General features: G+C 65.8%; 19 protein-coding genes and 1 riboswitch. Of the genes, 10 read left to right on the top strand and 9 right to left on the bottom strand.

Features of this window, described 5'->3' with window-relative positions:
- Positions 1-106: 106 nt before the first annotated feature.
- Entirely contained in the window at positions 107-1,717 is a 1,611-nt protein-coding gene (locus tag E3O47_RS10795) for an ABC transporter substrate-binding protein (RefSeq protein ID WP_104100878.1), read from the bottom strand.
- Between the two features lie 224 nt (positions 1,718-1,941).
- Here E3O47_RS10795 and E3O47_RS10790 point away from each other — a divergent pair, with 224 nt between their 5' ends.
- Together E3O47_RS10790 and E3O47_RS10785 are read left to right on the top strand one after the other, a co-directional pair.
- The gene (locus tag E3O47_RS10790) at positions 1,942-2,334 is read left to right on the top strand and encodes a DUF393 domain-containing protein (RefSeq protein WP_134342330.1); all 393 of its coding nucleotides are present in this window, start codon (positions 1,942-1,944) and stop codon (positions 2,332-2,334) included.
- A gap of 53 nt (positions 2,335-2,387) precedes the next feature.
- The gene (locus tag E3O47_RS10785) at positions 2,388-3,101 is read left to right on the top strand and encodes a CPBP family intramembrane glutamic endopeptidase (protein ID WP_134400833.1); all 714 of its coding nucleotides are present in this window, start codon (positions 2,388-2,390) and stop codon (positions 3,099-3,101) included.
- Between the two features lie 142 nt (positions 3,102-3,243).
- On the opposite strand, the gene gcvP is transcribed toward E3O47_RS10785, so the two are convergent.
- From gcvP to gcvT, 3 genes are read right to left on the bottom strand one after another with little or no spacing between them, the layout of a single operon-like run.
- Positions 3,244-6,204: an aminomethyl-transferring glycine dehydrogenase gene (gene gcvP, locus E3O47_RS10780; RefSeq protein WP_134420481.1), complete on the bottom strand. Its 2,961-nt coding sequence runs from the start codon at positions 6,202-6,204 to the stop codon at positions 3,244-3,246.
- A 28-nt stretch (positions 6,205-6,232) separates the two neighbouring features.
- Complete coding sequence (gene gcvH / locus E3O47_RS16210) at positions 6,233-6,604, bottom strand: glycine cleavage system protein GcvH (protein ID WP_104100875.1); 372 nt, start codon at positions 6,602-6,604, stop codon at positions 6,233-6,235.
- Positions 6,605-6,629: 25 nt separating this feature from the next.
- Entirely contained in the window at positions 6,630-7,784 is a 1,155-nt protein-coding gene (gcvT, locus tag E3O47_RS10770; protein ID WP_134420479.1) for a glycine cleavage system aminomethyltransferase GcvT, read from the bottom strand.
- A 183-nt stretch (positions 7,785-7,967) separates the two neighbouring features.
- A riboswitch (glycine riboswitch) is annotated at positions 7,968-8,065 on the bottom strand.
- A gap of 164 nt (positions 8,066-8,229) precedes the next feature.
- On the opposite strand from gcvT, the gene E3O47_RS10765 reads away from it, so the two are divergent.
- Positions 8,230-8,574, top strand: a complete 345-nt coding sequence (locus tag E3O47_RS10765) for a LysR family transcriptional regulator (RefSeq protein WP_134374716.1) — start codon at positions 8,230-8,232, stop codon at positions 8,572-8,574.
- A gap of 22 nt (positions 8,575-8,596) precedes the next feature.
- Here the strand turns inward: E3O47_RS10765 and E3O47_RS10760 are convergent, their stop codons facing one another.
- The 3 genes from E3O47_RS10760 to E3O47_RS10750 all read right to left on the bottom strand — a co-directional run bounded on the left by E3O47_RS10760 (position 8,597) and on the right by E3O47_RS10750 (position 11,735).
- Positions 8,597-9,805 (bottom strand): FAD-binding domain-containing protein, encoded by a 1,209-nt coding sequence (locus tag E3O47_RS10760; RefSeq protein WP_198412868.1) that lies wholly within the window; start codon positions 9,803-9,805, stop codon positions 8,597-8,599.
- A gap of 119 nt (positions 9,806-9,924) precedes the next feature.
- Entirely contained in the window at positions 9,925-10,764 is an 840-nt protein-coding gene (locus tag E3O47_RS10755; RefSeq protein WP_104100872.1) for a bacteriorhodopsin, read from the bottom strand.
- Between the two features lie 401 nt (positions 10,765-11,165).
- Positions 11,166-11,735: an HhH-GPD-type base excision DNA repair protein gene (locus E3O47_RS10750; protein ID WP_134374718.1), complete on the bottom strand. Its 570-nt coding sequence runs from the start codon at positions 11,733-11,735 to the stop codon at positions 11,166-11,168.
- 53 nt (positions 11,736-11,788) lie between these two features.
- Here E3O47_RS10750 and E3O47_RS10745 point away from each other — a divergent pair, with 53 nt between their 5' ends.
- The 4 genes from E3O47_RS10745 (at position 11,789) to E3O47_RS10725 (ending at position 15,611) form a co-directional block, all read left to right on the top strand.
- A complete protein-coding gene (locus E3O47_RS10745) occupies positions 11,789-12,286 on the top strand; it encodes a 2'-5' RNA ligase family protein (protein ID WP_134374720.1) in 498 nt (165 codons plus the stop codon).
- A 105-nt stretch (positions 12,287-12,391) separates the two neighbouring features.
- Entirely contained in the window at positions 12,392-12,991 is a 600-nt protein-coding gene (locus E3O47_RS10740) for an NAD(P)-dependent alcohol dehydrogenase (protein WP_134420477.1), read from the top strand.
- A gap of 903 nt (positions 12,992-13,894) precedes the next feature.
- Positions 13,895-14,665 (top strand): hypothetical protein, encoded by a 771-nt coding sequence (locus E3O47_RS10730; protein WP_134420473.1) that lies wholly within the window; start codon positions 13,895-13,897, stop codon positions 14,663-14,665.
- 214 nt (positions 14,666-14,879) lie between these two features.
- Positions 14,880-15,611: a hypothetical protein gene (locus E3O47_RS10725; RefSeq protein ID WP_134420471.1), complete on the top strand. Its 732-nt coding sequence runs from the start codon at positions 14,880-14,882 to the stop codon at positions 15,609-15,611.
- 258 nt (positions 15,612-15,869) lie between these two features.
- Here E3O47_RS10725 and E3O47_RS10720 read toward each other — a convergent pair whose 3' ends face one another.
- Positions 15,870-16,544: an SDR family NAD(P)-dependent oxidoreductase gene (locus E3O47_RS10720; RefSeq protein WP_134420469.1), complete on the bottom strand. Its 675-nt coding sequence runs from the start codon at positions 16,542-16,544 to the stop codon at positions 15,870-15,872.
- Between the two features lie 202 nt (positions 16,545-16,746).
- Here E3O47_RS10720 and E3O47_RS10715 point away from each other — a divergent pair, with 202 nt between their 5' ends.
- Positions 16,747-17,493, top strand: coding sequence for a hypothetical protein (locus tag E3O47_RS10715; RefSeq protein WP_134393785.1), 747 nt, complete (start codon positions 16,747-16,749; stop codon positions 17,491-17,493).
- Positions 17,494-17,833: 340 nt separating this feature from the next.
- On the opposite strand, the gene ychF is transcribed toward E3O47_RS10715, so the two are convergent.
- Positions 17,834-18,907 (bottom strand): redox-regulated ATPase YchF, encoded by a 1,074-nt coding sequence (ychF, locus tag E3O47_RS10710; protein WP_134420467.1) that lies wholly within the window; start codon positions 18,905-18,907, stop codon positions 17,834-17,836.
- Between the two features lie 83 nt (positions 18,908-18,990).
- On the opposite strand from ychF, the gene E3O47_RS10705 reads away from it, so the two are divergent.
- Positions 18,991-19,608, top strand: a complete 618-nt coding sequence (locus tag E3O47_RS10705; protein WP_104100864.1) for an exonuclease domain-containing protein — start codon at positions 18,991-18,993, stop codon at positions 19,606-19,608.
- A gap of 55 nt (positions 19,609-19,663) precedes the next feature.
- A complete protein-coding gene (locus tag E3O47_RS10700; protein ID WP_134420465.1) occupies positions 19,664-21,046 on the top strand; it encodes a DNA recombination protein RmuC in 1,383 nt (460 codons plus the stop codon).
- The last annotated feature ends 55 nt before the right edge of the window (positions 21,047-21,101 follow it).

Below are 21,101 nucleotides of genomic sequence, written 5' to 3'. Positions count from 1 at the left end.
ATTCACAATCACTGGTTGAGTCTAGTCACGTGTGGGGTCCGGGGCTGTATGCCCCGAACCCCACACGTGTTATCTGTTTACTGCTGACGAGCTGGTTGAACGAGAGCTACTCGCTCTTGGTGATGTCGGTGTACATCGGCACGGAGTCCCAGCCGAAGACGACGTTCTCGACCGACTCGGACCAGACGCCACTGACGTTGGAGTACCAGAGCGGGATCGTGGGAAGGTCGGCGAGGAGGACTTCCTGTGCTTCCTGGTACTTCGCGGTGGCGTCCTCGACGGAGGACGCGGCCGCGCCTTCCTTGAGCAGCGCGTCGAACTCTTCGCTGGTGTAGTCCTCGTAGTTCGAGCCGGCACCGGTCTGGTACAGCGGAGCGAGGAAGTTGTACAGCGACGGGTAGTCACCCTGCCAGCCGGCGCGGGTTCCACCGGTCAGCTTGTCGGCGGAACGGTCGTCGAGCGCCGCAGCGAACGTCGGGTACGGCTTGCCGATGGCTTCGATGCCCAACGTGTTCTTGATGCTGTTGGTCACCGCGTCGACCCAGGCGGCATGGCCGCCGTCGGAGTTGTAGGCGAGGTCGAACGTGCCGGTGTAGGGTGCGATCGCGTCGGCTTCGGCCCACTTGGCCTTGGCTTCTTTCGGGTTGTATTCGAGGACTTCGGCACCCTTGAGGGAATCGGAGTAACCGTCGATGACCGGCGAAGTGAAGTCGGTCGCAGGGGTGCGGGTGCCCTGGAAGATGACGTCCGTGATTTCCTTGCGGTCGATCGACATCGAGATGGCGGCGCGTCGCAGCTTGCCCTCCTCACCACTCCAGTGCTCGAGGTAGTACGGCATGTTGAAGCCCTGGAAGATGGCGGCCGGCTGGTTCACGAAGCGGTCCGGGAAGTCCGACTCGTAGGACTCGAACGCGGCGTCCGGGACGGCGTCGAGCACGTCGAGGTTGCCACCCTGGACATCCGCGTACGCGGCGTCCATCGAGGCGTAGAAGACGATGTTCAGGCCACCATTGGCGGGCTTGCGCACGCCGTCGTACTCGGGGTTGGTGACGAGGTCGATTCCGACCTCGTGCTCCCAGGCGCCCTCTTTGGCCAGCATGTACGGGCCGTTGCCGATCGGGTTCTCGCCGAAGGCTTCCATGTCCTCATACGCGGCGGAGGGCAGCGGCATGAACGCCGTGTAGCCCAGGCGCAGCGGCCAGTCGGCCTCGGGCGAGGCCAGCTCGACCGTGAAGGTGGATTCGTCGACGACCTTCAGACCGGTCAGTTCGGCGTCAGCGTCGTAGCTGAAGCCGGCGATGTTGTCAAAGAAGTAAGAGGCGCTCTGAGCGTTGCTGAACTTCGCTCCGAAGTTCCAGGCGTCCACGAAGGAGTCAGCCGTGACGGCCTCGCCGTCGGTGAACTCCCAGCCGTCGTTGAGCGTGACGGTCCAGTTCTGGGCGTCGTCGGACTCGATCGACTTGGCGACCTCGTTCTCGATCTCGCCTTTGGCGTTGTACGAGACGAGCCCGGCGAAGATCGAGGTGGTGATCTTGCCGCCTCCGGTCTCGGTGGTGTTCGTCGGGACCAGCGGGTTCTGCGGCTCGGATCCGTTCGTGGTGATGATCGCCGCGGTGTCACTCTCTGCCGGGGCGTCTCCGCTGGCGCAACCGGAGAGCACGAGGGCTCCCGCGGCAGCCAAGGCGATGGCAGGTATGCCCAGTCTCCTGATTTTCAATTTTCCTCCAGTGCACAGGGAAATGCCGCGTGACCCTCAGGCGAGCAGACATCTCGGATATACCGACTTTAAAGAGTGGGCGCGGACTTCGCATAATCTATTGGGGAAACGTTACAGATGCGAAACAAACTGCGCAGGATAGTTGCGCCACAGCAGGTTCTTGCGCGCAATCCGCCCACCGAATTCAGCAACCTGCACGTTCCGAGCAGTGGGAGGATGGGAGGATGATCGTGACCGCCCACGCACGCCCTCCGCTGTTGATCTTCGACGGCGACTGCGCGTTCTGCACGACCTCCGTGAACACCATGAAGCGTCTGATTCCCGGCATGCCGGCTTCCGCTCCCTACCAGTGGACCGACCTGACGTCCTATGCGCTGACGACGAAGGATGCCCAGTCCCGGGTTTGGCTGATCGTCGACGACCACCGGTTCGGCGGCGCCGCGGCCGTGGCCGCCCTGCTTCGGCACCAGCCTAATGTGCTCATGCGCGTCTTGGGCTGGCTCGGCACCGTGCCGCCGTGGTCGTGGGCGGCCGAAGTGGGCTACCGGCTCGTGGCGCGGTACCGCCACCGGCTGCCCGGGGGAACACCGGCCTGCCGGATGAAGCCGGGCGCGTGACTCTGCGCGGCAATCGAACCGGGCTCCGCTGGGAGGTGGGGATCGTCCTCGGAATGTCGCTCGGGGCATCCGCGCTCTACTCGATCATTTCGATCATCGCCCGGCTGACCGACGCCAGGCCGCTCTCGGAGCAGTCGGCGACCCTGAACGGGTCGCAGTCGCCGCGGGAATGGCTCGACTTCAGCTATCAGTTCCTCGGCATCTTCTTCGCCCTGTTCGCCGTGGCCCTGGTGCTCTACCTGCTGTGGCTGCCGGGGCAGAGCCCGTTCCGGCGGCTGGGCTTCGACTTCACGCAGCCGGGGCGCGACCTACTGCGCGGTTTCGGGCTGGTGCTCGTGATCGGTATCCCCGGACTGGGGCTCTACCTCGCCGGGCGGTCCCTCGGCTTCACCGTGGCGATCGTGCCGTCGCCGCTCGACACGTTCTGGTGGACGATCCCGATCCTGGTGCTCTCGGCACTGCGCTCGGCACTGGTCGAGGAGCTGATTGTGGTCGGCTACCTGTTTACCCGGCTGCGCGAGCTGGGTTGGTCCACCTGGACCATCATCGTGTCCTCGGCGCTTCTGCGCGGCAGCTACCATCTCTACCAGGGCATCGGGCCGTTCTTCGGCAATGCGGCCATGGGGGTGCTGTTCGGCTGGTGCTATCTGCGTTGGGGACGCACGATGCCGCTCGTGATTGCGCACTGGATCCTCGACATAGTTTCCTTCATCGGGTACCCGCTCGCCCTCACCTGGTGGCCGGGGCTCCTCGCCCCCGCTGGCTGACCTGCCGGCCGACCTGACCTGCCTGACCTGCCGGCCGGCCGGCCTGCGAATTCGACGGAGATTTTGCCGAGAATGGCGCGAATCGGGCCAAAACCTGGCCGGACAGGCAAAATCTCCGTCGAATTCGTTAGGGAGTGGCGGTCTACTCGAAGGCCTCGGGGGGCGGGCAGGCGCAGACGAGGTTGCGGTCACCGAAGGCGTTGTCGATGCGGCGCACCGGCGGCCAGTACTTGCCACGGATGAGACTGCGCACCGGGTAGACCGCGGTCTCACGGTCGTAGGCGTGCGTCCACTCCCCCTCGATCACCGACTGTGCAGTGTGCGGGGCATTGTGCAGCGGGTTGTCCTCGGCAGGCCAGCGGCCGGCGGCTACGGCATCCGCTTCGGCCTTGATCGCGATCATGGCCTCGACGAACCGGTCGATCTCGCCCAGGTCTTCACTCTCGGTGGGCTCGATCATGAGCGTACCGGACACCGGAAAGCTCATGGTCGGCGCGTGGAAGCCGTAGTCGACGAGTCGCTTGGCCACATCATCGACGCTGACCCCGGTGGCCTCGGTGAGCGGGCGTAGATCGAGGATGCACTCATGTGCGACCAAGCCGTTGTCACCGGAATACAGCACCGGGTAGTGAGCCTCGAGGCGCTTGGCCACATAGTTGGCCGCGAGAACCGCGGCGCCGGTGGCCGCGTGCAGACCCTCGGCCCCCATCATGCGCACATAGGCCCAGGAGATCGGTAAAATGCTCGGGCTGCCGTACGGCGCCGCCGAGACCGGCCCGCCGGAGTGCACGACCGTGCCGCCCACCGTGCCGTTGTGCGTGCCGCCGACCGTGCCGCCACTTTCATCGACACCGCCGTCGACCGCCGCCGCATCGCCGGAGGCGAGGAGGTAGTGCTCGTCGCTCTGAGCGAGGGGATGCCCCGGCAGGAACGGAGCGAGGTGCGCCTTGGCCCCGACCGGACCGACGCCCGGCCCGCCGCCGCCGTGCGGGATGCAGAACGTCTTGTGCAGGTTCAGGTGCGACACGTCGCCGCCGAAGTCGCCGTAACGGGCGAAACCGAGCAGGGCGTTCAGGTTGGCGCCGTCGACGTAGACCTGGCCGCCGGCGTCGTGCACGGCCGTGCAGATGGCGCCGACCTCGTGCTCGTAGACGCCGTGCGTCGACGGGTAGGTGATCATCAACGCGGCGAGGTTCTCGGCGTGCTTCGCGATCTTGGCGCGCAGGTCCTCCAGGTCGACGTTGCCGAGCTCGTCGCAGGCGACGACGACGACCTTCATGCCGGCCAGCACGGCGGATGCCGCGTTGGTGCCGTGCGCGCTGGACGGGATCAGGCAAACCGTGCGCTGGGTATCCCCGGTGGAGAGGTGGTAGCCGCGGATCGCGAGGAGCCCGGCGAGTTCACCCTGGCTGCCGGCGTTGGGCTGGAGGGACACGGAGTCGTAGCCGGTGACATCCGTCAGCCAGGATTCGAGCTGCCGGATCAGTTCCAGGTAGCCCTCGATGTCGGCACGCGGCGCGAACGGGTGCAGCCCGCCGAACTCGGGCCAGCTGACGGCCTCCATCTCGGTGGCCGCGTTCAGCTTCATGGTGCAGGAGCCGAGCGGGATCATGCCGCGGTCGAGCGCGTAGTCGAAGTCGGCGAGGCGCTTGAGATAGCGCATCATGCTCGTCTCCGAGCGGTGCGTGTTGAACACCGGGTGGGTGAGGAACTCGCTGGTGCGATGAAGTTCGGGCGGAAGGCCGGCCTCGACCATGCTGAAGTCCACCAGGCCGAAGGCATCCCGCCCGCCGAACGCGCCGACGACCAGGGCGAGATCCGCGAGAGTCGTCGTCTCGTCGACGGCGATGCCGACGGTGTCCGCGTCGACCAGGTAGAGGTTGACCCCGCTGGCGGAGGCGGCCCGGGCGATCTCGGCGGCGCGGCCCGGAACGGAGGCACGGACCGTGTCGAAGAACGTCGCGGTGACAACGTCGACACCGGCGGCGAGGAGAGCGACGACGAGTTGCCCGGCGCGCTCGTGCACCTGGGCGGCGATCTTCCGCAGGCCGTCGGGCCCGTGGTAGACCGCGTACATGCCGGCCATCACGGCCAGCAGCACCTGGGCGGTGCAGATGTTCGAGGTGGCCTTGTCCCGACGGATGTGCTGCTCACGCACTTGCAGCGACAGGCGGTAGGCCGGGTGGCCGGCCGCGTCAACGCTGACGCCGACCAGGCGGCCGGGAAGCTGACGCTCGAGGCCACTGCGCACGGCCATGTAACCCGCGTGCGGACCGCCGAAGCCCATCGGCACGCCGAAGCGCTGGCTGGTGCCCACGGCCACGTCGGCGCCGAGCTCGCCGGGCGAGGTGATCAGGGTCAGGGCGAGCAGGTCGGCGGCGACGACGACAAGCGCCCCCTGCGCCTGGGCGGCGGCGATAACGCCGGCCGGGTTCCAGACCCGGCCGGATGCGCCGGGGTACTGCACGAAGAGACCGAAGTACTCGCCGAGGTCCTCAGCGGACCCAGCCAGGTCGACCTCCACGAGGTCGATCCCGACGGCGGCCGCGCGATTGCCCAGCAAGGCCTTCGTCTGCGGCAGCGCGTCGGCGTCGACGAGGAAACGGGTCGACTTCGACTTCGACGCCCGACGGGTGAGGAGCATGCCCTCCACCACGGCGGTCGACTCGTCGAGCATGGACGCGTTGGCCGTGGAGAGTCCGGTCAGGTCGGCGATCATGGTCTGGAAGTTGATCAGCGCTTCAAGACGGCCCTGGGAGATTTCGGGTTGGTACGGAGTGTAGGCCGTGTACCAGCTGGGATTCTCGAACACATTGCGCTTGATCACGGCCGGGGTGACGGTGTCGTAGTAGCCGAGACCAATCATGGACCGCTTCACGGTGTTGCGGCCGGCGAGGTCCCGCAACTCCGCGATGGCCTCCCGCTCGGTGGCGGCGGGCGGCAGGGTGCTATCACCGATGGTGCGGAACTGGTCCACCTGGATCGATTCGGGCACGGCCGCGTTGACGAGGGCGTCGACCGAGTCGTAACCGAGGATCGACAGCATGCGGGACTGCGCGTCGGCATCCGTGCCGATGTGGCGCTGAGTAAAGGGCTGTGACATGTGTGCGGAACCTGGCTTTTCGTTTTCGTTACTCGCCGATGAGGGCGGAGTAGTCGGCGTAACTGAGGAGAGGAGGCAACTCCGCGAACGTGACCTTGAGCAGCCAGCCGGCGCCGAACGGGTCGCTGTTGACGAGCTCGGGGCTCTCGACGACGGCGTCGTTGGTCTCGGCGACGGTGCCCGTGACAGGGGCGAAGAGCTCGCCGACCGACTTGGTGGACTCGATCTCGCCGACGACGGTGCCGCCGGCGACATCGCTGCCGACGGCTGGCAACTCGACGAAGACGACGTCGCCGAGCTTGTCGGCGGCGTAGGCGGTGATGCCGACGGTGGCGGTGTCGCCGTCGACGAGAACCCACTCGTGCTCGGCGGTGTACTGGAGTTCAGACTGTTCGGCCATGGGGGTGTTCCTCTCGAGGGGTGGACTATTTCTGACGCTTGAAGAACGGAAGGGCGGTCACAGTTGCGGGGATGCGGGTGCCGCGCACATCGACGAAGACCTGGGTGCCGAGTCGCGCCAGGCCGGGAGCCACGTAGGCCATGGCGATCGGATGTCCGAGCGTCGGCGACAGCGCCCCGCTCGTGATCACGCCGTCGGCCACGGTCGCGTCGGCACTGCGATACACCGGGTAGTCGGCGCGCCCGGCACGCTTGCCGGCAGATTCCAGTCCCACGAGTACGCGCGCCTCCGCGCTGGGACCCTCTTCGCTGGCCTCGCGGCCGATGAAATCGACCTCCTTGGCGAGGTTCACAACGCGGCCGAGTCCGGCCTGCGCCGGGTAGGTCGAGGTGCTCAGTTCGTGGCCGTAGAGCGGCATGCCGGCCTCGAGACGGAGGGTGTCGCGGCTGGCGAGCCCCGCCGGCACGAGGTGGAAAGAGGCGCCCGCCGCGCGGAGCGCGTCCCAGAGCGCCGCGGCATCCGGCACGTCGACATAGAGTTCGAAGCCGTCTTCACCGGTGTAGCCGGTGCGGGCAATGAGAACGCGGCCGGCCTGGAAGGCACCACCCAGGGCGCGGTAGTACTTCAGCGCTGACAGGTCGCCGTCGACCGTGAGGTCCGCCGTGGCCTCGAGGATGGCGCGCGAATTAGGCCCCTGCACGGCGATCAGGGCGACGTCGTCACTCTGATCGGTGACGGTGACGTCGAAGCGGGTGGCCCGGGCCGTGAGCGCCTTGACCGCCGGGAAACGGTTGCCCGCGTTGGCGATGACGAGGTACTCGTTCTCGGCCGTGCGGTAGACGACGATGTCGTCGATGATGCCGCCGGCACGGTTGAGGATGAGGCTGTACTTGGCCTGCAGCAGGTCGATCGTGGAGAGTTGGCCGGCGAGGGCATAGTCGAGGAACGCTCCGGCGTCCGGCCCGGCCACCAGGATCTCGGCCATGTGCGAGAGGTCGAAAATGCCCGCGCTGGTGCGCACGGCGTGGTGCTCGGCGAGATCGCTCGAGTAGCGCACCGGCATCTGCCACCCGGCGAAGTCCGTGAAACTGGCGCCGGCATCCACGTGCGCCAGGTGCAGCGGGGAGAACCGCTCCACCGTGGGGGTTGAATCGGTGTGGGCTTCAGTGTCCGAGGTCATGAGTTCTCCAGGTTGTCGCCGGCCGGGGGCCGAGCAAGAATCTCCGGGGCGCGATCGATCGATCGTACCCCTGGGAACTCCCCCTCTGTCGTCAGGCCTGAGAGCTTCACCGCAGCCGTTGGTCGGGCGCGATTTTCACCGTGGGCGAGCCGCTGTCGAGCCGCGACTACTTTTCAGAGTGGCCAGTTCGATGCGGTACGAGTACCTGAGAGATTGTCGGGGAGGATTGCTCCTTCGGTGTTCGACTGCCTGAGGGCGCCGAACTCTCCCGCATCGACCTTGATGGCCCTATATTCACTTGAGGGTGTGCGCTCCGAGCCTAGCGCGTGCGGGCCCGGCAGCGCGGTGCGGCCGCTTCCGTTGCCTCCCGGCGACACCTCCAGCGGGAACGCGTACCCTTGTCACTTCGCCCGCGATTCGTGCGGCCCACACAGAAAGGCGTTCCGTGGACATCACACTCCTCCGGCATTTCATCGCCGTCGCCGAGGAGTTGCACTTCCCGCGCGCCGCGATGAACCTCAATATCTCCACCCCGAAATTGCGCTCCTCGATCGCAAAACTCGAAGCGAACATCGGCGTCGTGCTCATCGACCGCACCACGGAGACCACCCGGCTGACCGCGGCGGGCAACCTATTTCTCACGGATGCCCGCACCGAGCTGGCCGCCTCGGATGAGTCCTGGAAGCCGCCGCTTCCGGCGGGCGGAAAGGCCAAGGCGGCGAAGGGCAAGGGCCGCGCGCCCGAGGTGAAGGGCCAGCCGCGTCCCGGCAAGCGCCGCCAGGGCCGCTAGCCCGCACGCTCGACTTCGGACTCTAGACGCCGGCCGAGGCACGGCGCCAGGCCGAGAAACTGGCCACCGATCCGCTGTGCGGCGGCACCAGCCACGGCCACGGATGCAGCACGGCCGCGCCCTCCGCGTACCGCGCAAAGCTGGGTACCGGCGCAAACGTGACTGCTGCGTCGAGGTCCGGAACGATCACTCGCGGGTCACCCAGGTACACGACCACCTCGCGACGCCGGGCCAGATCCTGAAGGGTTTCCACTGTGAAGATCAGTCTTTTGCTTGAGAGCCGCAGCCTGGCCAGGGCCGGCTCGTCGAAGACGAAGGCGGCCGGGAGTGCGGGATGCGCCGCAAGGGCCGGATCGGCGTCACCCAGGGAATCCACCGTCAGCAGCACCGACCGGGGTGCGCGGCGGCGCACGACGTCGGTAGGCCCCTGCGTGTCGGACAGGTGCGGATCGTGCGTGAGGTTCGCCGGCGCATCCGTCACCGGCACTGGCGCTGCCCCCACCGGAAACTGCTCGATCGGGCAGGCCCGGGCGAGCGGACAGTCCCGGCAGAGCTGCGGCGCTCGTTTCTCAACCTGCCAGCGGGCGAAGCCGTAGGCGGAGCCGGTGCCGGCACCCACGGTCCACTGCCAGCCCAGGAGGTTGGCCGCGCGGGAGCCGTCGAGCAGGTGCCGGTAGAATTCTTCCTGGCCGGCATGCCACCCCGCGCCAGACCGGACCGTGTACTGGGAGGCCAGCCACATCCGGGTCTGGTTGACCAGCCAGCCGTCGGTTTCCAGTTCCGACACGACCGAGTCGATGCAGTGCATCCGGTGCGGCCAGGCCTGGGGTTCGAATTCTCCGGACCAGGGTGCCGCAAAGCGCAGGTTTCGGTGCAGGGCCACACCCACACGCGCATAGAGATGTCGGGCGTATTCCTGCCAGAGCAACTCGTCCCGGAATTTGCGGGTATCTCGGGCAGGTCCGTCTGCGACGTGCTCCCAAGCCCGGCTAAGCGGCACCAGGGAGTGCCGAATGTACGGTGATAGCCGGGATGCCCCGCGATCGATTTCTGGCAGCACCTGGCTGCGCCTAGCCGCATAGCCCGCGACCGAGAATGCCGCGAGGGCACGGTCGGCGCTGGTCTGGCCACCCCGGATGCTCGGGCTCGCCCGCACCTCGTCGTCGACCAGGTGGTGCAGATGGCGCCGCACCACGGCATCCGCGGTTCCGTCATTCAGAGCGATGAGCACACCTGATTTTAGACCCTGCCTGAGGGGCAGCAGAAAGCGAAACGGGCCTGGGCCGGTCACGATCAAAATGATCGCGATCGGCCCAGGCCTGTTGGCGGTGAGCAGGTGGCCGGGTAGGCCTACTTGTTCCGCACGTGCACCGGGGCGGCGATCTCCTCGGCCTCATCGACCGATAGTTCAAGGTGTGCGAACGCCGGGTCATCCGCGAACGATTTCATCCGCGCAATCCGGTAGATGATCAGACCGTAGAGGGCCTTGGCGAGGATGTCGGCGACCGAGTATCCGATCTGTTTGCCGACCCAGGCATCCGAGCCGTCGATACCAAGCATGGGCAGTAGGTAGGCGATCGGGTAGACACCCCAGGTCAGCAGCAGAAGCAGACGCAGCTGGCTGATCGTGCGGCGCACACTCCGCGGCTGGCGGTCGAGGGACTTGGTCAGTTCGATGAACAGAACATAGAGGATGTATGCGAACGGGATGGTGGAGAGCAGACCGAAGATTCCGCGCACCCCGTTGTCCCCGCTGAGCTCGCCGGGGTACCCGAGGATGATCATCAGGGCCGAAGCCGGAATGAGCCGGTACAGGAGACTGGTCTGCACCTTGCGGGCCAGGGCGAGAACCGCGATCAGTTCGAGCAGCAGCAGGGGAACCGTGAGCAGCCAGTCGACGTAGCGGTAGCCCTCATTGAAGGACTCCCCGGCGACCTGCACATAGTTGCCCGCCCCGCCGATGGCCTCGGTGACGAAGGCCGCCTTGAAGGAGTCGAAAATGCGGAAGTAGTGGTAGGCGGCAATCGCACAGACGATGGCCGCGACGGTCATCGCCTGACGGTACCGGGGCAGGACCCGCTTGAGCGAGATGATGATGAAGATCGACGTGAACAGCTGTGACGCGATGACGAGCGAGAACACGTTGTAGACGGTGTCGTATTGAATCTGGGTGAGGGAATCGGGAATCACGTTGTCCTCCGAATAAGCGAGAAAGAACAGGAAAGAGCCGTGCTGTAGAGCTTTGCTGTGTTTATTGATTGATCAGTCATTTAACTGCCTAGCTGACTGCTGTCTAAAAATTTAGTACGAGTTTCCTGAATCTTTGCATAGAGTATGCCCCCAGTCAAAAGGTCAATAGCAGGAAGACAGATGACGGCCCCTCGGAGCACGGAAGAGCGGGTTCTCCGGCAGGGGGTCGGCCGATCCGGTACGCGCCACGTCGGTGAACACCCCTCGCCTGACAGCGTGGTGCTTGAGCAGGTGGTTGCGGATGGCGCGCAGCCGCTACACGCTCGGTGACCTGGTCGACACCAGGCCGGCCGCGCCCAAGCCGATGAAGATGGCCGTGCGAATCAGCAGACGCACCATGACTACCCCTTCTTGACCGCGGCCTTTGCCGCGCGCTTGGTTTCCCGCACCCGGGTCAGCGATTCGGGGTCGACGATGTCGGCGACGGACCGGAACGAGCCGTTCTCGCCATAGGGCTCGGAGGCCTCGCGCCAGCCCTCCGCGACGAGCCCCTGACGCTTGCCGAGCAGGGCAAGGAAGATCTTCGCCTTCTGCTCGCCGAATCCCGGGAGCGCTTTCAGGCGCCGCAGGATCTCGGCGCCGTCCGGGGAGTCGGCGGTCCACAGGGCGGACGCATCACCCCTCCAGTCTGAGGCGATCACACCCGCGAGGGTCTGCGTGCGAGCGGCCATCGAGCCCGGATAGCGGTGCACGGCCGGCGTGGCCCGGAACACCTCGACGAGTGCGTCGGCGTCGAAGCCGGCGATGGTCGCCGGATTGAGCGTGCCGATCCGGTCGCGGATCTTGGCCGGACCGGCGAACGCGGTCTCCATCGCGATCTGCTGATCCAGCAGCATCCCGAGGAGGAGCGCGAAGGGGTCATCACTGAGCAGGGCGTCGGCGGCGTCGTCGCCGGTGAGGTACAGAATCATGCGCCCATTGTGCCACCGGCGGCGCGCCGGCGGGACTCCCCTAGACTCGGCGGATGTCCCGCCTCGTCGTCGTCCTCCCGCTCACGGCGCTCAGCACCGGCGACAGCTTCCCGGTGTCGGAATGGCCATTGCACATCACCGTGCTGCCCCCTTTTCACACGGATGTCGCGGCATCCGTCATCGCGGATGTCATTTCCGGCGTCGTCGCCGCCACGGCATCCGGCCGCACCGCCCTCACGGCGGTCGCGGGTGCCGACGCGCTCTTCGGCCGGCGCGAGGACGTGCCGGTGACGCTCGTCGGGGACGATCCACGCCTGACCCGGTTGCACCGCGCCCTCATCGAGGCTGTGCGGCCGCTTGCCTCCATCCCCGACGAGCCCGCGTTCACGGGTCCCGGCTTCCGGGCCCACATCACGATCAAGAACGGCGCCCGGGTGCACGAGGGCCAGCGGCTCGCTCTCACCCAGATCGCCCTCGTGGACATGGCGCCCCGATCGGCGGCGAGCGGCCGCACGGTGCTCGCCACGTTCCCGTTGCCAACTGCCGTGTGAGCGCAGTCACCCGGTCGGGTGCAGCGGGTCTGTGCGCCGAGTTCGACGACTGCAAGCGAGGTCGGCGCCTCTGCCGGGCAGGTTGCCGGGTGGGAGGCGATCGCGATGCTCGGCAGCCGATTCGGCGGGCACGCGGAATACGTTTGCATCCCGCAGGATGGCGCGATCACGGCGAAGCCACGGAACATGACCTTCACGGATGCCGTGACTCTCGTCTCCGGCGGGACCACCGCCCATGCTTTTTTCAGTCGCACCGCGATCAAATTGGGCAGCACCGTGCTCGTGAACGGCGCATCCGGTGCCGTGTGCACGGCGGCGGTGCAGCTCGCCAAGCAGATGGGCGCGCGAGTCACCGGTGTGTGCAGCGGCGCCAACCGCGAGCTGGTCACCGCGCTCGGCGCCGACCGGGTGATCGACTATACAACGGAGGATTTCCTGCTCGAGGGGCAAACCTACGACGTCATCATGGATTGCGTCGGGAACGCCCCCTTTGAACGCGCTGCGGCGTGCCTCACTCCGGGCGGGGCCCTGTTGCTCGTCGTTTCCGATCTCCGGGGGGCTGCTTCTGGCCGCCTGGCACCAGGAGGAGCGGGAGGCGGGTCGTCGCGGGCAACATCGACAGCACCGCGGATGCCCTCGCGCACCTGGTCGACCTTGCCGAGTCGGGTCTGTTCCTGGCGGTCATCGATTGGACGTACGACCTGACCGACATCGCTCTGGCGCACCGTTTCGTCGAGGCCGGCCATAAGAGAGGCAACGTCATCCTGTGCGTCGCGGGCGGTTGAGGGGGCGGAAGGTTGAGGGGGCGGAAGCAGTCGCTCTGGTCCGTGAGCGTCGGGTTACGCGGTTTTGAGTTCATCGAGCGTGGCCCCGATCCCGATTCTGTTGCTCGTCCGCGGAGAAGTCGAGGTGTCGGCCGAGGGATCTCCCCGTTCCCTGCAACACGATTTGCTGAAGCGGGGAGCCCCGCGCGGTGGCTAATTCAGGAGAATTGTCCGGCCCGCGGCGGTATCCACATTGAAAGACCAGTCTGGGGGCATCCCCGGGCGACAGATCTCCTGATTTAGCCACACCCCACCGTGCCGGCTCCGTCGAGCGAGGCCTACCGCGAATTCTCACGCGCCGGATGCCCCGCTGAGAGCGCTGGCAGCGGAGTTCGCCGGCTGCGGTCGAGATCGCCCCACAACACCAGGGGGACTCGACCGGACCTGTCGATCTCGGCGACCGCGACCGCGGGCACGGTCGATCGACACGCCACACGCAACGCGCTGGACGTTGAAGCGGAGCTCCACCGCATCACCGCACGAAAACGCATTACGACTACCAGATAACTCAGCCGGCCAAGCCAAGGAAGACCATCACGACTCGCTCGAGTGCAACGAGCTTCGCCATCGCAACTGGTGCCGGAACGGACAACTGCGCCCCGTGCACCGGCCACAATTGTCCGAAACGGAAACAGTTGCGGCCGGAACTCGGCTAGACGTTGAAGCGGAACTTCACCACGTTCCGTCACCGAAAGACATGGCCCCGCCCACGAAGGCCGCCGACACGTAATTTGTGCAACGATGTCCCGACTGCAGTCAGATCCAAGGCGACATCGGGGGAAGTATGATCGTTTACGGGGTGCCAGATAAGTTCGGCAGAGCGCTGGCAGCTCTGTTTCTGATTGCAGCTCTGTTTCTGACCGGATGTTCCGGCCCACCGGGTCCCGTCCTCGGCGGCGAAAGCCCGACGGCAACAGCAACGCCGACGGCGACAGCAACGCCAACGCCGGGCCGCACTGAAGCGGCGCGTCCGTCAGCTCCGGCCCCTGTGACGGACCTCCTCATCACTGCAACGTCGATCGAACTTCGAGACGCGTCCGGCACGACCCTGTCCACGTTCGATTATTTTCAACCTGCCGGCGAGTTGGTTGCCGGTCTGTCCACGGCTTTCGGAAGCGCACCTACCTCAGAGCACTTCGAGGGCGGCAGCGAGGTGCCTCCGGGAACCAATTACATCTGGGGCGATATCCTGCCTACGGGCTCTGAGTCGCCTACTCCATGGGACGGCGATTTCGTCCTCGTGGATGGTGTGCCAGGCGGGACGTCACCACATGAACCGAACACCTGGGTGAAGGTTTCCTCGTCCGCCGTGAACGGTGTTCAGATCAGCACCGTCGACGGAATCGCTGTTGGAGATGATGCCGCCGAGATCGCGGCACGACACCCCGACACCGCGCGCCCACAAGGCAGCAGACGCGACATCTTCGTTGGTCTCGTACCGCTCCCACCCTTGGACTCCCTGTCAGAACTGACGTTTTCAGTCTGGCTCATCGCCGCCGACCCACTCGGCCCTATCACCGAATTCCGCTCTCCCTCACCTAACTGGGGCGTGTGAGGTTTTCACTCTTGGTGAGAGGACACAGTATCTCGCGGTGAGGATCCGGGAGCCAGAGACTCTGTACGAAACGTTCCGGCCACTGCGAGTGACCTCTTCTGGGGAAGCGTGAATGAACGGAGGCTATGCCCCGGAGCCCTGAATCGACCGAAGCCGCGCGGGGAAGAAGCAGGCTCCGACCAAGCCCCAACTTCAACACCTGGAGGACTTTGTAATGCGCCGGCCGCTGGCTCTGACCGCCATTGTGGCCGCCGCTTTGCTCACCCTTACCGCATGCAGCACCGACCAGGTCGACGGCGATGTCGCCGCATCGTCACCGACACCGGTCGCGACCGCCACGGTAGCACCCGAACCGGAACCCACTCCATCGGCGACACCTGCCGCGCTGCCGGCAACCATAATCATCGGCGCCGAAGCCACCGATATCGTCACAGCCGACGGTACGGTCCTCGCATCGCTGAACTATCAGAGCGATGGGGATGCAGCTGTGGCCGTACTCAGGGGCCTTCTCGGCGAGCCGACGTCAGAATCGGTGGAGGAGTCCTCCCATTACCCAAGGGCCGAACTCACGGAATGGGACTGCTTCACGATTGGGGTGAACCGTCCTGACGCAGACTTCAATCCGCGGCCGGGCCCGTACATCCCCGCCTTTCAGGTCAGGGCATCCGGAACCATGGCCACCAACGGTGTCGCCATTGAGGATGTCAACGGCAACCAGACCGGGCAGGACTTCGAGTCAACAGCTGACGGCAAGCCTGCCGATCAAGTGCATTTTGACGAAACCTTCGGGACCGACTCTGTCACCCTCGACATGCCGTCGTCATTCTCAGGCGCGATTCCGGATTACGGACTGCCAATGACCTACGGCGTGATCGGTTTCACCGGCCGAGACACCGGCATCATCGAAAAAATCCTCGCCCCCACCGACTTGTTCTCGCTAACATAGCCGCGCCCTCAAACGTCGGGACGAGCTGGATCAACTCACCTGCCTCGTCCTCGACGCACGCCGCAGACATGACGTTGTGTCCCACTTCCCGCACCAGGTCGGACGGATACAGACTCTCGACCGTTGTCATGCCCAACCCGGAGCGGGCTACACGTTGAAGCGAAATCCACGGAGTGGCATCGCGGAGCAACCTTTAGAGCCACGTTTCGCGCCCTCCTGGCTGTCTCCGCATCGTCGCTGCCAGCAGCGTAGTGCCCCCTACTCTCTGCCTTCCTCAAGCGGGATGAGCATTGTTCGAAATGGTCCGGCAACGGCGTGGAGGTCCCAAATCCGATCGGCGACGCCGTCGATGCCGTTGGCAAGCTGAAGCTGAGGAATGCCTCCTGGGATCACGAGTTGGTTGACACGGACGCCCTCACCCGCGAGGGCGTCGTGGAGCATTTCGCCGTAGGCGCTCTCAGCCGGGAAGGCGACCGATGTACCTGCGAAGTCAGCGCGGGCCTTCACCGAGGTTCCGCCGTTGATCATGATGATGCTGCCGCTTCCTGCCTGCCGCATTGCTGGGAGCACCGTACGCACCGCGTGGATGAGCCCGAGAGCCGAGAACTGCAACGCCTCCAAGGCGAGCTCCGGAGTCATCTCAAGCACCGGCTTCAGGTAGTCACGCGATGGGAGCGGACTGTACTGCAGCGCGGTGATGGGCCCGAGCTCTGCCGCGGCACGCTTAAGGGCAGCTTCGAGCGACGCCGGCGTGCGGACATCAGCAGGGTAAGCACTCGCGGTGAAGCCGGCAGCGGTGAGCTCGGCTGCCATAGCGTCTAGTTTCGACTGGTTTCTGGCGATCAGGGCAATTGAGAAGCCCTCGCGCCCGAACCTTCGCGCAACTGCTGCTCCGAGTCCCGGTCCGGCTCCGATGATGACGATGACAGGCACGATGGTCTCCTTCGATTGCTGCTGCTTCGATGACTAGCGCGAGGAGCTAGAGCCTATACATTGAACCTGAACTCCACCACGTTTCGGAACCAAAGAACGTTACCTTGAGACGGCAACACCAACCCACTCCTGAGGAATATCTGATCGTCTGTGTAACGATGTACCGAGGGCGCTATGCGTCCGATGACTCTGGGGGAAAACCATGGCCGATCACGGCGTGTCTGGTGTGGGCGCAGTCCTCTCAGCCCTGCTCCTCGCTTTTGGCGCGGTGCTGCTGACCGGCTGTTCTGGTCCAGCAGTTCCTATCCCCCGCACTCCCAGCCCGACGGCAATGCCCACGGCGGCACCGACACCAACTCAATCGGTGTCGCCGCCCGATCCAGCCGAAGTGACGGACATCTTCCTCAGTGCGACGTCGATCGAGCTGCGGGATGCATCGGGCAATGCCCTGTCCACATTCGACTATTTCCAGCCCGCCAGCGAGTTGGTCCCTGCACTTTCGTTGGCCCTGGGCAGCGCGCCAATATTCGATACCTTGGGCGACGAGCGGCATCCGAGAATCACCTACTCCTGGGCCGATTTTGTCGTGCAGGATTGGGATCGGGATTGGGATAGCCCGAATGCACCTCGTTGCCCGAACACCACTTTCGCAGTGTCAGCCGAGACCGTGAACGGGGTCCACATCGGCACAGTCGACGGAATCGCCGTCGGAGACAACGCCGCTGAACTTGAAGCCCAGTATCCCGATTCCTCGTGGAACATCTCTTCGCTTGGCCAGCCCACGGATGACCCGCTCCAGCTCCGCATCGTCGTGGGTCATGTTTCACTTCCACCCTGCACGCCATCATCAGACCGACAAGACCGCACATTGTCAGTCGTCCTCATCGCCGACGATCCACTCGGGCCGATCACCCACTTCTATGTCCCCTCGGTGGATTCAGGGGCCTGAGCCGCCACACACCCCGTGAAAGGGTCTGCCCAACCCCGCCGGCTGCTGCGCCCATCGCGAGAGTCGTCCCGGGTCTATTAGTCTGCGGGCTCCACGTTGAAGCGGAACTGCGCCAGCTGACCGGGAAGTGCATGACGCGAAAATAGGCCGTCCAGCCGGCCAAGAGGAGGTAAATCACACCTGAGCGAGACGGAAACTCTGCTGCCGCATGCGGGCCCGCGGTCCACGAGAGAGGTACTCACCCACGAGATCAGGGCAGTTGTTGCCGGAACGGACAACTGCTGCCGGTGCGCCGGCCACAATTGTCCGAAACAGGAACAGTTGCAGCCGGGACTACGAGCTAGACGTTGAAGCGGAACTCCACCACGTCGCCGTCCTGCATGATGTATTCCTTGCCCTCGATGCGGGCCTTGCCCCTGGAGCGGGCCTCCGCCACGGAACCGGCCTCCATCAGGTCGTCGAAGGAGAAGATCTCCGCCTTGATGAAGCCCTTCTGAAAGTCGGTGTGAATGACGCCGGCGGCCTGCGGAGCGGTCCAGCCCTTTCGGATGGTCCAGGCGCGTGTTTCCTTGGGGCCGGCCGTGAGGTAGGTCTGCAGGCCGAGGGTGTCGAAGCCGATGCGGGCGAGCTGGTCGAGTCCGCTCTCGGCCTGGCCGGTGGAGGCCAGCATCTCGGCGGCGTCCTCGGCGTCGAGTTCACTGAGCTCGGATTCGAGCTTCGCGTCGAGGAACACGGCGTTGGCCGGGGCCACCAGCGCGGCCAGAACAGCGAGCTTCCCGGCATCCTGCAGCACCGCCTCGTCGACGTTGAACACGTAGATGAACGGCTTGGCCGTCAGCAGGCCCAGCTCGCGGATGGGCTCGATGTCGAGCGTGGCCGATGACAGCGGCGCTCCGGCGTCGAGGATGGCCTGCGCCTTGAGCGCGGTCTCCAGCACGATGAGGGGAAGCTTGCGCCCTTTGACCTCTTTCTCGAAGCGGGAGACCGCCTTCTCGAGGGTCTGCAGGTCGGCGAGGATGAGTTCGGTGTTGATCGTCTCCATGTCGCCGGCCGGGTCGACGGCGCCGTCGACATGCACCACGTCGGGGTCGGCGAAGCCGCGGATGACCTGCGCGATGGCGTCGGCCTCCCGAATGTTGGCAAGGAACTTGTTGCCGAGCCCCTCCCCCTCGCTGGCGCCGCGCACGATGCCGGCGATGTCGACGAACGACACCGGGGCAGGCAGCAGACGCTCGCTACCGAAGACCGCGGCCAGCTTAGCCAGGCGGTGGTCGGGCAGGTTGACGATGCCGACGTTGGGCTCGATGGTGGCGAACGGGTAGTTCGCCGCGAGCACGTTGTTCTTGGTCAACGCGTTGAAGAGGGTGGACTTGCCAACATTGGGCAGTCCGACGATTGCAATAGTAAGAGCCACGAAAGTCAATCGTACCGTCTGCGACCCGAGGCCGGTCGGCACAGCGGCGACGCGCTGTCGGCGGCCCGTGACAGGATGAAGCGGTGCCAGTCAACTTCACCGCCATCGACTTCGAGACCGCCAACTCCTCCAGCGCTTCGGCCTGCTCGGTGGGGCTGGTGAAGGTCCGTGACGGCAAGGTCGTCGACCGCATCGCCTGGTTCATCAAGCCGGCCGTCGGGCACGACGTCTTCCTGGCCTGGAACATCAAGATCCACGGCATCCGGCCGACGGATGTCGCCGGTGCGGCCACCTGGGCGCAGCAGCTTCCCGACCTGGTCGCCTTCGCCGGCGACGACCACCTCGTGGCGCACAACGCCGGGTTCGACCTGGGGGTCATCAAGACGTCCTCCACGGTCGCCGGGCTGGTCGTGCCCGACTTCAACTACGTCTGCAGCCTCCAGGTGGCCCGCCGCACCTACCACCTCGACTCGTACCGGCTCCCGGTGGCCGCGATGGCCGCGGGCTTCGAGGGTTTCGCCCACCACGACGCCCTGGCCGACGCGGAGGCCTGCGCGGCCATCATGATCCACGCCGCCGACCGGCACGGGGCCGACACTCTCGAGGAGCTGGCGCAGATCACCGGCGTGAAGATCGGCGCCATCGGGCCGTTCGCCACGAAGGAGAAGTCCGCCACGCACGGCCCGATGGCGCTGAACTAGGCATCCTTGGGGCACCGGCTCGGGCAATGTCGGTGGCCACTGGCAGAGTAGAACCATGGATTCCTGGTTCAGTCTTCTTCTCGGCCTTGTCGTCGGCGCCCTGCTCGGCACCCTGCTCACGGTGGTCCTCACGGCGCGTTCCGCCGAGCGCCGCAACGGAGGCTCGTCCGGCACCGATCCCCTCGTCATCGAGGCCCGGCACCAGGTGGCCTTGGCCGAGGTGTATGCCCGGGAGGCCGGCATCCAGTCCATCCTGCGCGAAGAGCTGGCCTCAGTCCAGGCCACCGCCGACGCCCTGCGCGGACAGGTCGTCGACGCGGGGCGGCAATACCGCGAACTGAGCGACCGCCAGCGCAACGACCAGGACGCGCGCACCGAGCAACAGAATCAGGAAAGCAAGGTGCTCCAGGCCCTCGCTCCGGTCAAGGAGAGCCTGCAGGACATGCAGCAGAAGGTCGCCGAGCTCGAGGCCCAGCGCAGCCTGCAGCACGGCGAACTCAGCCAGCAGCTGCGGTCGGCGACCGAGTCGGAGGAGCGCCTACGGAGCACCGCCGAGTCGCTCGCGTCGGCCCTGCGCGCCAACAACACGCGCGGGGTCTGGGGCGAAACCCAGCTGCGCAGCGTGGTCGAGGCCGCCGGCCTGATCGAGCGGGTCGACTTCGATGTGCAGTCGAGCATCACCTCCGACGCCGGCGCCGGCCGCCCCGACATGGTCGTGCACCTGCCCGGCGGCAAGAACATCGCCGTCGACGCGAAGGTGCCGTTCACGGCGTTCCTCGAAGCCAGCCAGATCCCGGTCACCGCCACCGGTGCCCTGGGAGCCCAGCGGGCCGTCTACATGAAAGCTCACGTCAAGGCCGTGCGCGACCACATCACCGCCCTCGGCAGCAAGGCCTACTGGCAGGGCTTGGAGGCCTCCCCGGAGATCGTGATCGCCTTCATCCCGAGCGAGTCCCTGGTCTCCTCGGCGCTGGAGGCCGACCCCTCGATCATGGAATTCGCGTTCTCGAAACGGGTGGCCCTCGCCTCCCCGGTGACCCTGTGGTCGGTGCTCAAGACGGTGGCCTTCACCTGGCAGCAGGACGTGCTCACGCATGACGCAAAAGTCTTGTTCGACCTCAGTCGGGAGCTATACGGCCGTCTGGCCACCACGGCCACGCACATCGAGAAACTGGGCCGGTCGATCGAGCGCACGGTGAAGGACTACAACGGCTTCGTCGGCTCGATGGAACGCCAGGTACTGCCCACCGCACGCAAGCTCAATGCCCTCGACGAGTCCAAGGTGCTGGCGCCGCTGGCGGGCATCGAGGACACACCGCGCGAACTGGCCGCCTGGGAGTTCGTGTCGGAGCTGGAGGCCGCGGCACTCGAAAGCGCCGCACTCGATGCCGCCGCACTCGAGACCGCCGCACTGACTGACTCCGAGAATCGCCGATAACGCCGAAAATCGCCGTCGGGACGGCGATTTTCGGCCTTGCAGGCAGCTAAAGCCG

The organism is Cryobacterium sp. TMT2-17-1 (genome assembly GCF_004402765.1).
Lineage (GTDB): Bacteria > Actinomycetota > Actinomycetes > Actinomycetales > Microbacteriaceae > Cryobacterium > Cryobacterium sandaracinum.
Note: the sequence above shows the minus strand (reverse complement) of the source record. Positions and strands in the feature narration are given on the sequence as shown.